This window comes from Hyphomicrobium sp. B1, from assembly GCF_049532635.1.
Taxonomy (GTDB): Bacteria; Pseudomonadota; Alphaproteobacteria; order Rhizobiales; family Hyphomicrobiaceae; genus Hyphomicrobium_B.
The window spans coordinates 85,725-101,276 of the sequence record NZ_CP134871.1 but is presented as its reverse complement, the minus strand read 5'-3'; the positions used below and the strand labels follow the sequence as shown (position 1 = coordinate 101,276).

10 protein-coding genes and 1 tRNA gene are annotated in these 15,552 nt (G+C 60.6%); 6 read left to right on the top strand and 5 right to left on the bottom strand.

All coding sequences use genetic code 11. From position 1 onward, the window contains the following. Positions 1-90 precede the first annotated feature (90 nt). The 3 genes from galE (at position 91) to RLW55_RS00470 (ending at position 3,884) form a co-directional block, all read left to right on the top strand. A complete protein-coding gene (gene galE / locus RLW55_RS00480; protein WP_409562340.1) occupies positions 91-1,092 on the top strand; it encodes a UDP-glucose 4-epimerase GalE in 1,002 nt (333 codons plus the stop codon). A gap of 83 nt (positions 1,093-1,175) precedes the next feature. Next, the gene (locus RLW55_RS00475; protein ID WP_414461909.1) at positions 1,176-2,435 is read left to right on the top strand and encodes a lytic murein transglycosylase; all 1,260 of its coding nucleotides are present in this window, start codon (positions 1,176-1,178) and stop codon (positions 2,433-2,435) included. A 99-nt stretch (positions 2,436-2,534) separates the two neighbouring features. Further along, positions 2,535-3,884 (top strand): DUF459 domain-containing protein, encoded by a 1,350-nt coding sequence (locus tag RLW55_RS00470; RefSeq protein ID WP_423415290.1) that lies wholly within the window; start codon positions 2,535-2,537, stop codon positions 3,882-3,884. Between the two features lie 47 nt (positions 3,885-3,931). On the opposite strand, the gene RLW55_RS00465 is transcribed toward RLW55_RS00470, so the two are convergent. The 3 genes from RLW55_RS00465 to RLW55_RS00455 form a co-directional block, all read right to left on the bottom strand. Next, on the bottom strand, positions 3,932-5,371 hold the full coding sequence (locus RLW55_RS00465; RefSeq protein WP_024275402.1) for a glutamate synthase subunit beta: 1,440 nt from the start codon (positions 5,369-5,371) through the stop codon (positions 3,932-3,934). A 51-nt stretch (positions 5,372-5,422) separates the two neighbouring features. Next, positions 5,423-10,150: a glutamate synthase large subunit gene (gene gltB, locus RLW55_RS00460; RefSeq protein WP_423415289.1), complete on the bottom strand. Its 4,728-nt coding sequence runs from the start codon at positions 10,148-10,150 to the stop codon at positions 5,423-5,425. A gap of 545 nt (positions 10,151-10,695) precedes the next feature. Next, positions 10,696-11,154 carry an Hsp20 family protein gene (locus tag RLW55_RS00455; RefSeq protein ID WP_409562344.1) on the bottom strand — a complete coding sequence of 153 codons (459 nt, stop codon included), beginning with the start codon at positions 11,152-11,154 and terminating at the stop codon, positions 10,696-10,698. Between the two features lie 211 nt (positions 11,155-11,365). Here RLW55_RS00455 and RLW55_RS00450 point away from each other — a divergent pair, with 211 nt between their 5' ends. Beyond that, positions 11,366-12,337 (top strand): alpha/beta fold hydrolase, encoded by a 972-nt coding sequence (locus tag RLW55_RS00450; protein ID WP_423415288.1) that lies wholly within the window; start codon positions 11,366-11,368, stop codon positions 12,335-12,337. A 2-nt stretch (positions 12,338-12,339) separates the two neighbouring features. On the opposite strand, the gene hisN is transcribed toward RLW55_RS00450, so the two are convergent. Both hisN and RLW55_RS00440 read right to left on the bottom strand, forming a co-directional pair. Beyond that, complete coding sequence (gene hisN, locus RLW55_RS00445; RefSeq protein ID WP_423415287.1) at positions 12,340-13,152, bottom strand: histidinol-phosphatase; 813 nt, start codon at positions 13,150-13,152, stop codon at positions 12,340-12,342. 554 nt (positions 13,153-13,706) lie between these two features. Beyond that, complete coding sequence (locus RLW55_RS00440) at positions 13,707-14,606, bottom strand: N-formylglutamate amidohydrolase (protein ID WP_423415286.1); 900 nt, start codon at positions 14,604-14,606, stop codon at positions 13,707-13,709. Between the two features lie 283 nt (positions 14,607-14,889). Here RLW55_RS00440 and cpdR point away from each other — a divergent pair, with 283 nt between their 5' ends. Both cpdR and RLW55_RS00430 read left to right on the top strand, forming a co-directional pair. Further along, entirely contained in the window at positions 14,890-15,276 is a 387-nt protein-coding gene (gene cpdR / locus RLW55_RS00435) for a cell cycle two-component system response regulator CpdR (protein ID WP_013946396.1), read from the top strand. Positions 15,277-15,362: 86 nt separating this feature from the next. Further along, positions 15,363-15,437 (top strand) — tRNA-Val (locus tag RLW55_RS00430). Positions 15,438-15,552 lie beyond the last annotated feature (115 nt).

The following is a 15,552-nucleotide window of genomic DNA, read 5'->3' as shown; positions in this document are numbered from 1 at the left end:
ACAAAGCAGCGGTCTCCATTAGGTCTGAGCCGGTCTTCGAGCGGAATCGACAGTTGTTGTGGGTATAGACATCAGGAGTTCATTGCAACTATGAGCGTGCTCGTCACGGGGGGCGCCGGCTACATCGGCAGCCACATGGTTCTGGAGCTTCTGGACGCGGGCGAAGATGTTGTCGTCATCGATAATCTGTCCACGGGATTTCGTTGGGCTGTCGATCGCCGGGCGGCGCTGGTGGTCGGAGATATTGCAGATAACGATCTCGTCAGGGAAACGATCCGTTCGCATAACGTAAATGCTATTATTCATTTCGCGGGATCTGTCGTTGTTCCGGATTCGGTTGCTGATCCGCTCGGCTACTATCTCAACAATACGGTGAAATCACGGGGGCTGATTGCGGCTGCCGTCGAATCCGGCGTGAAGCATTTCATTTTTTCTTCCACCGCCGCCGTATACGGCAATCCGGAGGATAATCCCGTCTCGGAGACAGCGCCACCGGCCCCGATGTCGCCTTATGGCTCATCGAAGCTGATGACCGAAATCATGCTGTCGGATTCGTCGCGCGCCTACGATTTCCAGTTTATCGCCTTGCGTTATTTCAATGTCGCCGGAGCCGATCCGAAGGGCCGGTCGGGGCAATCGACGCCGCGCGCCACGCATCTGATCAAGGTCGCGTGCGAGACGGCGCTTGGGAAGCGTCCGCATATGGAGATTTTCGGCATCGATTATCCGACGCCCGACGGCACGTGCATTCGCGATTACATCCATGTGAGTGATTTGGCGAATGCGCATTCGGTGGCGCTTGAGCATTTGCGCCGGGGCGGGGCGTCGGACATCTTCAATTGCGGTTATTCGAAGGGGTATTCCGTCATTGAAGTTATCGCCGCGGTGAAGCGCGTATCGGGCGTCGATTTCAAAGTTCTACTGTCGCCCCGGCGCGCGGGCGATCCGGCGGCGATCGTTGCGGCTTCGGCCAAAATCCGCGATCAGCTGGGTTGGCAGCCGCAGCACGACAACCTTGAACAAATCGTGGCGCAGGCGCTGAATTGGGAACGCCGCGTCGATGAGCTGAAGGCTGGCGCACTGGCGAGCTGAGCCGCAAAAATGCCCTTAACATCGGGCACGCGCATAAGAGCGGCGCGTGTCGAGCCGCCACGTTCAAAGAAGGCAGCGCTGCAATGCTCTTGAAGAACACGTATTTTAGGGCGAGCGCCGCGGCTGTGCTCACATCGGCGCTGCTGGCGCTGACATCGGTCGCCGCCAGTGCCAAGCCAACTCAGGATTTTTCAAGTTTCATCGCGAGCCTATGGCCGCAGGCGAAGGCGGCAGGCGTTAGCCGCAAAACGTTCGATACGGCGTTTGCGGGCGTGAAGCCGGATTACAGCATTCCAGATCTCGACATTCCGGGGCGGCCGAAGATCGACAACGCTGGACAGGCCGAGTTCACCAAGACGGCGGCCGATTATTTGTCGAAGCCCTATCTTGAGAAGCTCGGTGTTCAGGGAAAAAAGTTTCTCGCCGAGCATCGGGCGGCGCTCGAGCGGATCGAAAAGCTGACGGGCGTTGACCGCTATACGCTCGTTGCGATCTGGGGACGTGAAACTGCCTATGGCAGTTATCATCCGTCGAAGGATGCCATCCAGATGCTGGCGACGCTCGCCTATGTCGGCAAGCGCAAGGAACGCTTTCACGATGAGCTGATCGCGGCGCTCGTCATGCTGCAGAAGGGGATTCCGCGTTCAGACATGAAGTCGTCGTGGGCCGGCGCCGTCGGGCTGACGCAGGCGATGCCGACCGAATATCTCAAATTTGCAATCGACGGCGATGGCGACGGCAAGATCGATATCTGGCGCTCCGTTGCGGATGCGCTGGCGTTCACGGCAATGCAGCTCAAAGGAAAGGGCTGGGTCCCTGGCGCGCGCTGGGGGTACGAGGTCATCGCGCCTCAGCATGCCGATTGCTCGCTGGAAGGCCCGCCCGATACGCGCCCGATTGCCGATTGGGTGAAGATGGGCTTCAAGAAAGCCAGCGGGCGGCCGTTCACGAAGACGGAACTGGCTTCAGACGCCTATCTGATGATGCCGGCGGGCGCCTACGGTCCTGCATTTCTGGCGGCGCAGAACTTCCGCGTCATTCGGCTCTACAACACGTCCGACCTCTATGCGCTGTTTGTTGGTAACCTCGGCGACCGCATCCGTGGCGGCGGCGATTTCGTCACGCCGTGGGCGTCGTTCGCGCAGCCGAGGACCCATACCGTGGCCGGCATTCAGGCGCGGCTGCAGCAACTCGGCTATCCGATGGACAAGATCGACGGCAAGATCGGGTCCAACACGCGCAAGCAGATCGGCCTCTACGAGAAGGCTAACGGCCTCTCCATCGATTGCTGGCCGTCGGAACGGGTGCTGGCGCATGCGGAGTCCCAGGCTGCCAAGCGCTGACGGAAAGGGTGCGGCGGGCGTTGGAGCGGAGGTCGCGACGCTGTATGCTGATCGCCGGATTCGTCGGCATCGAAACCCACGAAAGGCACATAACACGGCATGAAGTCCTTGCTTCGGCATTTCCGCTTTCTGGGCGCGGCCATTGCCGTCGTGGTTGCGGTTTTGCTTGCGCCATTGGCTTGGACGACCAATGCTTGGGCTGCCGACGATGATCAGGTCGGAACGTTTCTCACGCCCTTTCCGGACAACGACGTCTATCAGGTGAGCGTTTTCGGTGACGATTTTGCGCCTGGGCTATTGAGCGGCCTGCAAGTGGCGTTCAATTCCGATGTGCGTTTAAACATCCAGAAGCAGGTGACGCCGCTCGCCGCTATCGCGTCGCGCAACTTCGACGCCAAAGTCGCGGCGCTGGAAAAAGCGGTGGCGGGCCAGCCGTTCAACATCGCCATCGTCATGACCGGACAGGACGATCGCATTTCGATCCGGCCTGACGACGGCAAGCGCCTGCCGATCGGCAGCGAAGCTTGGCTCATTGAATATACGCGGCGGATCGACCGGCTTATGCGCGTTTTCAAGACGCGCAGCGCGGCTGTCTATTGGGTCGGACTTCCCAATTTCGCGCGCTCGGACGCCAATGATCTTGCACAGCGCATCAACGATGTGATCCGCGAACGGGCTTATCTCAATGGCTTTAAGTACATCGACGCATATCAAGGGTTCACCGACGATAACGGCGGATATTCTGCATATGGCCCGGATCTCGAGGGCGCAATCCGATTGCTTCGTCTCCGGGACGGCGTGAACTTCACCGTCGCAGGCAATCGCAAGCTGGCGCATTTCGTCGAGAAGGAGCTGCGGCCGGATCTCATTCAGGCGAAGCAGAACCGAAACATTCCGCTGCTCGGGTCGGATGCGGAGCAGGCGAAGATCAATCCAGGCAATGCCGTGAAAACACCGGCGCCGTCGTCGCCCGTAGCTGCCAACAATGACGCGAGTGCGAAGACGCCGATTGTTCGCGCGCATGGCGTGACCGGCACTCCAGCGTCCGCGACTGCAGACGCCTCGGGCGATCAGAAAGAGGACGACGGCAAAATCATTTTGAAGATCGTCAGCGGTAATGGCCGCGCCGAGACGCAGACAATCCCGATTGTTCGTCCGGCGATCCCAGCGTCGGTCGTGGCCTTGATGGCGCGGCGCGAGGCGTCTGGCCAGCGAGGAGATTTGCTGGTCGATCAAATCGCGGGCGGGCTGACGCTGATGAGTTCGATCTCGCCGTCCGGCAATCGGGATCGTGGGCGGTTGTCGCCGACGCAAGCGCCCTACTTCCGGCTCCTCGTGAAAGGCGAACGGCTGCAGCCGAAGCCGGGGCGCGCCGACGATCTGACGTGGCCGCCAAAACCCGATACGACCAGCGAGGCGAAACCCGCGATGCAGCAGCCGCGCGGGTAACGCTTGTTTTCGTTGGTGGAGGAGGCTGACGCGTTGTTTATCTCGCGTCAGCGCGGCAGGACGGTCGAGCCCATCAGGAACTTGTCGATCGCGTGCGCAGCCTGGCGGCCTTCGCGGATCGCCCAGACAACGAGCGACTGCCCGCGACGGATGTCACCGGCGCAGAACAGTTTCGGCGAAGTGCTGAGCTTGTAGTCGCGGTCCGTCGCGTCGAGCCCCTTGAAGCGGCCGCGTGGCACAACGGGAAGTCCGAATTCCTTGACGATGTCGGATTCGACGGGACCCGAGAAGCCCATCGCGAACAGCACGAGATCAGCGTCGAGCGCACCCTCGGTGCCCTTGATCGGCTGCAAGTTGGCATTGACGCGCGTGTAGTTCAGCTTCTTCACCTTGCCGTCTTCGCCGGTGAAGCCCGTGGTCGAGATCGAATATTCGGTCTTGGCGCCTTCGGCTTGCGACGTCGAGATGCGCAGCTTCAGCGGCCAGTGCGGCCAGGAGAGTGCCTTGTTTTCCTTCTCCGGCGGCATCGGCATGATTTCGAGCTGCGTCACGCTCAGCGCGCCTTGGCGGAACGAGGTGCCGATGCAGTCGGAACCCGTATCGCCGCCGCCAATCACGATTACGTGCTTCCCCGCCGCCGAAATCTCTTTCGTTTTCGGCTTCTGCGGTTCACCGGCGTTGCGACGGTTCTGCTGCGGCAGAAAATCCATCGCGTAGTGTAGGCCGTCGAGATTGCGGCCCGGCGACTTGGCGAAGAAGTCAAACGGCTGCTCGGAGCCGATGGCGATCAGCACTGCGTCGTGCTTCGATTCCAGATACTTCGCCGAAAGATCCTGGCCGACATGGATGCCGCAATGGAAAGTCACGCCTTCGGCTTCCATCTGCTTGACGCGGCGGGCGATGACACCCTTCTCCATCTTGAAGTCGGGAATGCCGTAAACGAGCAAGCCGCCGGGACGAGCGTTCTTCTCGTAGACATGGACCTCATGGCCGGCACGCGCGAGCTGTTGCGCGGCGGCGAGGCCTGCGGGGCCGGAGCCGATGACCGCAACCTTCTTGCCCGTCTTCTTCTCGGGCGGCAGCGGCTGCACCCAGCCTTCTTCCCACGCGCGATCCGCGATCGAGCATTCGATGGTTTTGATCGTGACCGGAGTGTCGTCAATGTTCAGCGTACATGACGCTTCGCACGGCGCCGGGCAGATGCGGCCCGTCACTTCCGGGAAGTTGTTCGTCGAGTGCAGGTTGTCGGCGGCTTCCTTCCAGTCGCCGCGATAGGCGAGGTCGTTCCAGTCGGGGATCTGATTGTTGACCGGGCAGCCGTTGTGGCAATAGGGAATGCCGCAATCCATGCACCGCGCAGCCTGCTTTTTTATTTCAGGCTCCGACAGCGGAACGACGAATTCCTTATAGTGCTTCAGGCGCTCTTCGACCGGGCGATACTTACGGTCGGCGCGCTCGATTTCCAGAAAACCAGTCGGCTTGCCCATTCTCGTGTTTCTTCTTTCGTCTTGTCTATCCGCGATGTGCCGGTGTGATCGTTATTGCTTGGCTGCTTCGAGCTCAGCTTCGCGATTGGTTTCGCGGGCTTTGGCGAGCTCGGTCAGCGCGCGGCGGTATTCCACCGGCATCACCTTCTTGAACTTCGGCAGGTAGGCCTGGAAGTTCTTCAGGATGTCCTGAGCGCGGCGCGAATTCGTGTAATGCGCGTGCCGCGAAATGAGCGTGTGCAGACGCTCGGCGTCCTGCTCGCGCATGTCGACCATGACGTTGTGGACCGCAATCGCGACATCGCCGCCCTGCTGGGCGAGTTTCTGCAGCGAACCCGGATCGGCCGTGATGGCTTCGAGCTGCACCATGTCCTTGTTGAGACGACTTTCGAAATTGCCGTCCTCATCGAGCACATAGGCGATGCCGCCCGACATGCCGGCAGCGAAGTTGCGGCCGGTTTGACCGAGCACGACGACAACGCCGCCGGTCATGTATTCGCAGCCGTGGTCGCCCGTGCCTTCAACGACAGCGTAGGCTCCCGAGTTACGGACGGCGAAGCGCTCACCGGCCACGCCGCGGAAATAGCATTCGCCGGTGATGGCGCCGTAGAGCACCGTGTTGCCGACGATGATGCTTTCTTCCGGAACGATACTCGACTTGGGATCGGGGCGGACGATCAGCTTGCCGCCCGACAATCCCTTGCCGACATAGTCGTTGCCTTCGCCGATGAGATCGAGCGTGACGCCGTGCGCGACCCACGCGCCGAATGCCTGGCCCGCGGTCCCCTTGAAAGAGATCCAGATAGTATCTTCCGGCAGTCCGGTATGGCCGTAGCGCTTCGCAACCTCGCCCGAGAGCATCGCGCCCGCGGAGCGGTTGACGTTCTTGATGTCGACTTCCGCCTTTACCGGCTTCTTGCCTTCGAGAGCAGGCTTCGCCAGCTCGATCAGCTTGACGTCGAGAACTTTTTCGAGGCCGTGGTCCTGGCGCTCGCTGTTATAAATCGCGACGCCAGCCGGGGCGTGCGGCTTATGGAACAGCTTGGTGAAGTCGAGGCCGCGCGCCTTCCAGTGCTCGATGGCGCGATCCTTATCGAGTTGATCGCTTTGACCGATCATCTCGTTGAAGGTGCGGAAGCCGAGTTGAGCCATGATCTCGCGGACTTCTTCAGCGACGAAGAAGAAGTAGTTGATGACGTGCTCAGGCTTGCCGGAGAATTTTGCGCGCAGAACCGGATCTTGCGTGGCGACACCGACCGGGCAGGTGTTCAGGTGGCACTTGCGCATCATGATGCAGCCCGCCGCAATGAGCGGGGCGGTCGCGAAGCCGAACTCGTCGGCGCCAAGCAGCGCACCGATGACGACGTCGCGGCCGGTGCGGACACCACCATCAACTTGCACGGCGATACGGCCGCGCAGCAGATTAGCGACGAGCGTCTGATGCGTTTCGGCGAGACCGATTTCCCACGGGCTGCCCGCGTGCTTGATCGACGTCAGGGGCGATGCGCCGGTGCCGCCTTCGAAGCCCGAGATCGTCACGTGGTCGGCGCGCGCCTTGGCGACGCCCGCAGCGACGGTGCCGACGCCAACCTCGGAGACGAGCTTCACTGAGACGTCAGCCTTCGGGTTGACGTTCTTCAGGTCGTAGATGAGCTGTGCCAAGTCTTCGATCGAATAGATGTCATGGTGCGGCGGAGGCGAGACGAGCGTGACGCCCGGCGTCGAGTGACGGACCTTCGCGATCGTCGCGTCGATCTTGTGGCCGGGCAGCTGACCGCCTTCGCCGGGCTTCGCGCCCTGGGCCATCTTGATCTGCATCATGTCGGAGTTGACGAGGTATTCCGTCGTCACGCCAAAGCGGCCCGAGGCGACCTGCTTGATCGCCGAACGCATCGAGTCTCCGTTCGGCATCGGCTTGAAGCGGTCGGATTCTTCGCCGCCTTCGCCGGTGTTCGAGCGGCCGCCGATGCGGTTCATCGCGATGGCGAGCGTGGTGTGGGCTTCGCGGCTGATCGAGCCGTAGCTCATCGCGCCGGTCGAGAAGCGCTTGACGATGGCGGCGGCTGGTTCGACGTCCTCCAGCGGAATGGGCTTGCGGCCGAAGCTTTCCGCCGAGCGCAGGCGGAACATGCCGCGCAGCGTCATGAGCTGTTCGGACTGGTCGTTGATCGCCTTCGAGAAGTCGCGGAACTTCTGCGGAATACGGCCGCTCATCGCTTCCTTGTTGTCGGTTGCGCGAACGGCATGCTGCAGGTCGGCGACCGTTCCCGGACGCCACATGTGGGCTTCGCCGCGGACGCGGTAAGCGTATTCGCCGCCGACGTCGAGCGCGTTGGCGAGGACCGGGATATCGCCGAAGGCCGACTTGTGGCGCTCAACCGTTTCGCGCGCGATCTCGCGCAGGCCGACGCCTTCGACCTGGGTGTGCGTGCCGGTGAAATAGCGTTCGACGAAGCTCGACCGCAGGCCGACGGCATCAAAGATCTGAGCGCCGCAATAGGACTGGTAGGTCGAGATACCCATCTTCGCCATCACCTTCATGATGGCTTTGCCGATGGCCTTGATGAAGCGCTTCTTGACCATTTCCGGCGTCGTCCCCTCGGGGAGTTCCGGGATCATGGTGTAGAGCGTTTCGAATGCGAGATACGGATTGATGGCTTCGGCGCCATAGCCCGCAAGCGTGCAGAACTGGTTGATCTCGTGGGCTTCGCCGGTCTCAACGACGAGGCCGACAGAGGTGCGCAGGCCCTGCTTGATCAGGTGGTGGTGCACCGCCGACGTCGCGAGCAGCGAGGGAATGGCAATGCGGTCCGGTCCGGCGCGGCGGTCGGACAGGATGATGATGTTGAATTCCTTGGCGCGAACGTATTCCTCCGCCTCGGCGCAGATGCCGTCGAGCGCCGGGCCCATGCCGCCTTCGCCCTTTTCCGCGGGATAGGTGATGTCGATCGTAATTGACTCGAAGTCGTTATCCTTGACCGCGCCGATGCCGCGGATGCGCTCCAGATCTTCGTTCGTCAGAATAGGCTGGTCGACTTCGAGGCGCTTTTGCTTCGAGGTGCCTTGCAGATCGAGGATGTTCGGGCGCGGGCCGATGAAAGAGACGAGGCTCATCACCAGCTCTTCGCGGATCGAGTCGATCGGCGGGTTCGTGACCTGCGCGAAGTTCTGCTTGAAATAGGTGTGAAGCAGCTTCGACTTCGACGACAGCGCCGAGATCGGCGTGTCGGTGCCCATCGAGCCGGTGGCTTCTTCGCCCTTTTCCGCCATTGGCGTCAGCAGGAACTTGATGCTTTCCTGAGTGTAGCCGAACGACTGCTGCAGATCGAGCAGGGCGACGTTCGACTTCGCGGCAGTGGCGCTCTTCGACGGCAGCGGCAGGTCGGAGACCTTGATCTGCGTGCGCTTCAGCCACGTCTCATACGGGTGGCTGGCGGCGATCTCGGCCTTCAGCTCTTCGTCGGAAATGATGCAACCCTTTTCGAGGTCGATGAGCAGCATCTTGCCGGGCTGCAAGCGCCACTTCTTGACGATGTTTTCTTCTTCGACCGGCAGAACGCCGGACTCAGACGACATGATGACGGTGTCGTCCTTAGTCACGAGGTAGCGGGCCGGACGCAGACCGTTGCGGTCGAGCGTCGCGCCGATCTGGCGGCCATCGGTGAACGCCATGGCGGCGGGGCCGTCCCACGGCTCCATCAAGCAGGCATGATATTCGTAGAAGGCGCGGCGGTTGGTATCCATCGTCGGATTTCCGGCCCACGCTTCGGGGATCAGCATCATCGCCGCGTGCGAGAGGCTGTAGCCGCCCATGACGAGGAATTCGAGCGCGTTGTCGAAGCAGGCGGTGTCGGACTGGCCTTCATACGAGATCGGCCAGAGCTTCGAGATCTTGTCGCCGAACAGGGGCGACGACACCGACGCCTGGCGTGCGGCCATCCAGTTGACGTTACCGCGCAGGGTGTTGATCTCACCGTTGTGCGCAACCATGCGATAGGGGTGCGCGAGCTTCCACGATGGGAACGTGTTCGTCGAGAAGCGTTGGTGCACGAGGGCGAGCGCCGACACGAGGCGAGGGTCGGACAGGTCCGAGTAATAGGCCTTCACCTGGAAGGACAGGAACATGCCCTTGTAGACGAGCGTGCGCGTCGACAGCGACACGGTGTAGTGGCCGATGTCGCGGCCCTTATAGGCGTCGTGGATCGCATTCGAGACGACCTTGCGGACCATATAAAGGTGACGCTCAAACTCTTCCTGATCGGTCATGCTTGACGGCCGGCGGATGAAGACGTGGCGATGCACCGGCTCGACATCGCGCACCATGTCCGACAAGCAACCGTTTTCAACCGGCACTGTGCGCCAGCCGATCAGCTCAAGGCCTTCTTCCTTGAGGCAGCGCGCCCAGACGCGCTCGCAATGCGCGCGCAGGCGTTCGTCGTGCGGCATAAAGATGTGGCCGACAGCGTATTCGCCCGGTGCTGGAAGATCGAAGCCGAGCGCCTTCGTTTCGGCGGCCAGAAAGTCATGCGGGATCTGAATCATGATGCCGGCGCCGTCGCCGGAAAGCGGGTCGGCACCGACCGCGCCGCGATGCTCGAGGTTTTCGAGTATCTTCAAGGCGCCTTCGACGATGCTGTGTGATTTGCGACCCTTGAGGTTCGCAATGAAGCCGACGCCGCATGCGTCGCGCTCAAGAGCCGGATCAAAAAGGCCTGCTGCCGCCGGACGGCTTCCCGTGCCGATTTCGTCTTCCAGCGGAGACAGATATCCTTCGCTCATTTCTCGCCTCGTATGGCCCGTTGGCCCAAATTCAGAACTTCGTTATTCGGAAGCGTGCCCGGGTGCGGGCCGCTTTGTTTGTTCGACTTTTGCGCAATCTCGTCGGTCGAAGAATATTACGCCAAGCGCCGCCGTTTTCGGTCAGGGCGCGATAACACGTGGTGGTTAATGGAATGGAGCCCGCCGCCGATCGCACGGCTCTGCAAACCGCATATCCTGTATTCGAGCACTTCTATTTCTCCCACGCCGCCACTCGGAAGCCGTAAAGCGACGCTACGGCCGATGCAAACGTCCGAGCTGTTCTCAGACGCCCACCCACCGGCGCACAAAGGACAGCAATGTTGACCTATCTAGCAAATTCTACAGATTTGACACTGCGGCACAAGCGGTAACACGCAGCCGTGGCAATGATCTTTTTCGGCAAGCTCCGAGCGAGTACCGGGCAACAAAATTTCCTATGGTCAGCGCAGGCCCGAAGGCAGGCAAAAAAACGGCAACCCCGCCGAAGCAAGGCTGCCGTTCCAGGCTACACGAGAGACGTGAGGTTACGCAGCCGCTTTGGCTTCGAGCTGCTGGACGGGTTCACCCGTGCCGATCGCGATCGTCCGGGGCTTCTTGCTCTCCGGGACGTTGCGGACGAGATCAACATGCAGGAGGCCGTTCTCGAATTTGGCGCCCGTCACATCGACGTGGTCGGCAAGCTGGAAGCGGCGCTCGAACGCGCGGGCAGCAATGCCGCGGTGAAGGTAGGTTTTGCCTTCGGCGTCCGCGGCCTTCTCGCCGGCGATCGTGAGGGTCTGCTCTTTGACCTCGATCTTCAGCTCGTCCTGGGAGAAGCCAGCAACAGCGAGCGTGATCCGGTAGGCGTTCTCGCCGGTCCGTTCGATGTTATAAGGCGGGTAGGTGGATTCGCTATCGAAGCTCACTGAGCGATCGAGCGCCTGGAACAGGCGGTCGAAGCCGATAGCAGAACGGTAAAAGGGGGCAAATTCAGCGTGTCGCATGACATATCCTCCATGAGAAGCGACATGTAAAAACGGGCCAATTGGCTCGGTTTTTCCAGTGCGGTCCCGCTTTGCGGCAACCACACTAAACAGGTAGGAAGCCGAATATTCGCTTCAAGAGGCTGCCTGCCAAGATCATGTGTTAATCGCGTTGGTTCGCGTTTCTTCCCCAATATTTTCGCCTTGCGCGCATGAGCATGAAGAGCGGCAGATGAAACTGGTTTCGCTTTCGATCAATCCCGTTCCAAGCGGTGCCGAGGTATTGGCTTTCGACGGCTACGACCGCCGCAAGCTGCGCGCGGCGCTTTGGGAGGCCACGCGCGGGCCGGTGCGCGGCACCGTTATCATCGTGCAGGGGCGCGGCGAGTTCATCGAGAAGTATTTCGAGGTCGTTGCCGATCTCAGGCGGCGCGGCTTCGCCGTGGCAATCTTCGATTTGCGCGGGCAGGGCGGGTCCGAGCGTGTCTTGTCGAACCGGCATAAGGGGCACGTTGTCGCCTTCACCGAATACGACCGCGATCTAGCGATATTTGTTGACGAGATCGTGCGGCCGAACCTGCCGGAGCCGTTCGTCGGGCTTGGTCATTCGCTCGGAGGCAACATTCTGCTGCGCGGGGCGCAGGACGAAGCGAGCCCGTTCTCGCGCATGATTCTTCTGTCGCCGATGATCGACATCCACGAGCGCATGCTCGGGGCGAGCCGGCCGCTGGCGAAGGCTTATGCTTCGACGGCGTCGATGCTGGGGCTGGCGACCGCCTACGTTCGCGGCGGCACCGACCAGCCGAACGATCTCATGGCGTTCGAGAATAACAGGCTGACGAGCGATTACGTGCGCTGGTCGCGGGTGAAATCGATCATTGAGGCTGCGCCTGACTTGGCGCTCGGGTCGCCGACGGTCGGCTGGCTCCGGGCGGCGCTGAGAAGCTGCGCCATGCTTTCGCGACCCGATTATCCGAAATACGTGTGCGTGCCGATGATGCTCTTTGCGGCGGGCGCCGATCACGTCGTTTCGACGCAGGCGATCGAAGATTTTGCCGTCGATCTTAAATCCGGCGGCCACGTTCTGATGCCGGGTTCGCGGCATGAGATTCTGCAAGAGACGGACGCCATCCGGCAGCGGTTCTGGGCCGCTTTCGATGCCTACATGGGCGTCGAAACGTTGCCGTCGGAAGGTCGCCTATAAAACTAAAGCTTGTTGAGCAGGGCCAGCACGTCTTCGTGCAGGCGCGGATCGCCGGTCGCGATGATGTCACCACCGGACGATGGGTCGCCGCCGGTCCATGTGGTGATCACCCCGCCGGCGCGCTCGATGATCGGGATGATGGCGACGATGTCGTAAGGCTTCAGGCCCGATTCGATGATGACGTCGACAAAGCCGGATGCGAGCAGGCAATAGCCGTAGCAGTCGCCGCCGTAACGGGTGAGGCGGGCTTTCGATTTGAGGGCCGCGAGCGCTGCCGACTGCTCTGGGGTCTCGAACAGGTCGGGGTGGGTCGAGGTCAGAATCGCATCTTCGATCTTGGTGCATTCGCGCGTCTTGATACGGGCCGGACGGCCGCCGCGCAGACTGTGGTAGGCCGCCTTGTCGCCCGACCAGAAGCGCTCGCCGGTAAATGGCTGATCGACTAGGCCAAAGATCGGTTGGTCGTCCTTCATCACCCCGATCAGCGTACCCCAAAGCGGGGAGCCCATGATGAAGGCGCGGGTGCCGTCGATCGGGTCGATGACCCACTTATAGGAGCTGGTGCCTGGACGCGTGCCGAACTCCTCGCCGACGATGCCATGGTCGGGGAAGCGGGTTGACAGCGCCTGGACGATCGCTTTCTCGGCGCCCCGGTCGGCCTTCGTCACGGGATCGAAAGCCCCGCCGGCCGCCTTGTTTTCCACAGGCATTGGTTTACGAAAATGCTTGAGGATAACGGAGCCGGAAATATCGGCCAGATCCTGCGCGACGCGGACAATGGCCTGAAATTCGGTCGCCGGCACACGTTCCGCCACGCGGTCACCCTTAGATTTCAATTGTTTGACAGACGCTCCTGATAGCGCCAGTCGCTATGCCGTTATAGAGCAAGGTTGAACTAGATACATATTAGTAACGTAAGTTGTGGCGAGCTGGATACAGCCACCTTTTAATGTGCTAGTGCAATACGCGTTTAGATTGCGATGCGCCACGAACCGGCTCATCGTGATGACTGCGAGTGCGATGACACGCTTCACCGCTTTCGCTGCCCAATTTGGGCGTTTCCTCCCTAGACTTGGGCCGTTCGGCTTCGGACGGCCTTTCTTTATTGGGGATTTTTTTGCCCGCAGTGGTTGCGCCAAACTTAGGCGCTTGAAATGCCTGAATTTTAGCCCTGCACTTTTTGATAACCAGATTTGCGGAAAACGCATTTGCTGGTGATGCGCTGCACCTTTAATTTTTGCAGTGCGATATGTGAGCTCCGCTCGCGCTTCGCAGCCCTCCTTGGGCGTTTCCTCCCTAGACTTGGGCCGTTCGTGGAATTCGGACGGCCCTTTTTCTATGGTGAATCCGGTGCCTCGGAGCGCGCCATTTATTCGGCGGCGGCGCGGTAGTCGAGAATGCCCGGCACCTCGCGGAACATCGTCGATACGATATCAATCAGAGCGTCCGACAGGCGCTGATAGCCTGAGTTTTCCTGGAACGTCAGTTCATTGATATAGAGCCCGCGGTTGATTTCGAGCTGGATGGCATGGGTGCCTCGTCCGGGACGGCCGTGGTGCTCGGTGATGTAGCCGCCAGCATATGGACGGTTCAACTGTACTTTGAAACCACGCCGCTGGAATTCGTCGCGGATAAGAAGCGTGAGGCGCGGATCGGCGGATGCGCCGAAGCGATCGCCGATGACGATGTCGGGGCGCTGGGCGCCGCCAGGCGCCATCGCCGTCGATGGCATCGAATGACAATCGATTAGGACGGCATAGCCGAAGTTTTCCCGTGTCTGCGTGACGAGACGGGAAAGCTCCGCGTGGAATGGAAAATAAAGCTGCTCGATGCGCGCCAGCACGTTTTCGAGGCGCAGCCGCGAGGGATAGATCTCCTCGCCGTCGGCAACGATGCGGGCGACAGTGCCGAGCCCTCCGGCGACGCGAATCGACTGCGTGTTGGCGTGGGCGGGCAGCGGTTCGAGCACCAGTTCCGGGTCGAGTTCATAGGGCTCGCGGTTGAGATCGAGATAGGCGCGGGGAAAACGCGCGCTGATGAGCGGCGCGCCAAGGCTCGCTACGGGGCGGAACAGCTTGTCGACAAAGCAATCTTCAGAACGGCGCAGCGTTTTTGGGTCAAGCCTGGAAATGGCTAGAAATTCGGGCGGATAGAGGCGGCCGGAATGCGGTGACGAGAATACGAAAGGCACGCCCTGTGTCCGCGGCGACAGGACATCGTAGGACGGGAAAAATGCGCTGGGCACGTCGTGGGATCTATCGTCGGGCATGGTGCGGCGTTGTCTCGTTCAGATCCCGGCTTGAGAATGTTTGTTCAGAGCGGCCTACATTGCCAACGGTGCGGCGCGAAGTCCATGCAAGACTTTTAGCGTGATGCGGATTGCACATAGCTTACGCGCGACAATGCCGTTTCCAGGTAAATAAGCATTTCGCCACGAAGTCGAGCGATCCTTTCCACAGTTTCATGCTCCGTTTACCTAAGTTGGGCCAAGTTTGCGTACGACGAGATATGGGGTATTGCTCGTCCGGGGTTTTCGCACATTCAGAGTAGCCATGACCGCTAAGCCATCCAGCCTGCCGATCCGTCGCATCTTGCTCGCCGAGGATGACGACTCCATGCGCGGCTTTCTCGTCAAGGCGCTGGAGAAAGCGAACTACGATGTCGTCGCTTTCGAAAACGGCGAAGACGCCTACGACCGGCTGAAATCCGAGCCGTTCACGCTGCTGCTGACGGATATCGTCATGCCCAAGATGGACGGCATCGAACTGGCGCGGCGCGCCAGCGAAATCGATCCCGATCTCAAGATCATGTTCATCACCGGGTTTGCGGCGGTCGTGCTCAATAGTGAAAACCAGCCGCCAAAAGACGCACGTGTTCTTTCCAAGCCCTTCCATCTCAAGGACTTGGTCAAGGAAGTCGACCGCTTGCTGGCAGCTTGAAACGGCGTTTCGACTATAATCGTCAAATTGCGGCGTTCCGGGGCTTGACCTGGGTATCGCTAACCCTCTAGAAGCTCGTTTCTTCCGGGCACTTAGCTCAGCGGTAGAGCACTACCTTGACATGGTAGGGGTCAGAGGTTCGATCCCTCTAGTGCCCACCATCGAAACCTCTGGTTTCTTTGGTTTTCCGGAACGCCTGCGGTCTTTCCCATCATTGCCCGCCTATTGATCCGACTCGAGCTTCGAGGACGAGAATCCGCGCATTTACCCCGAAAA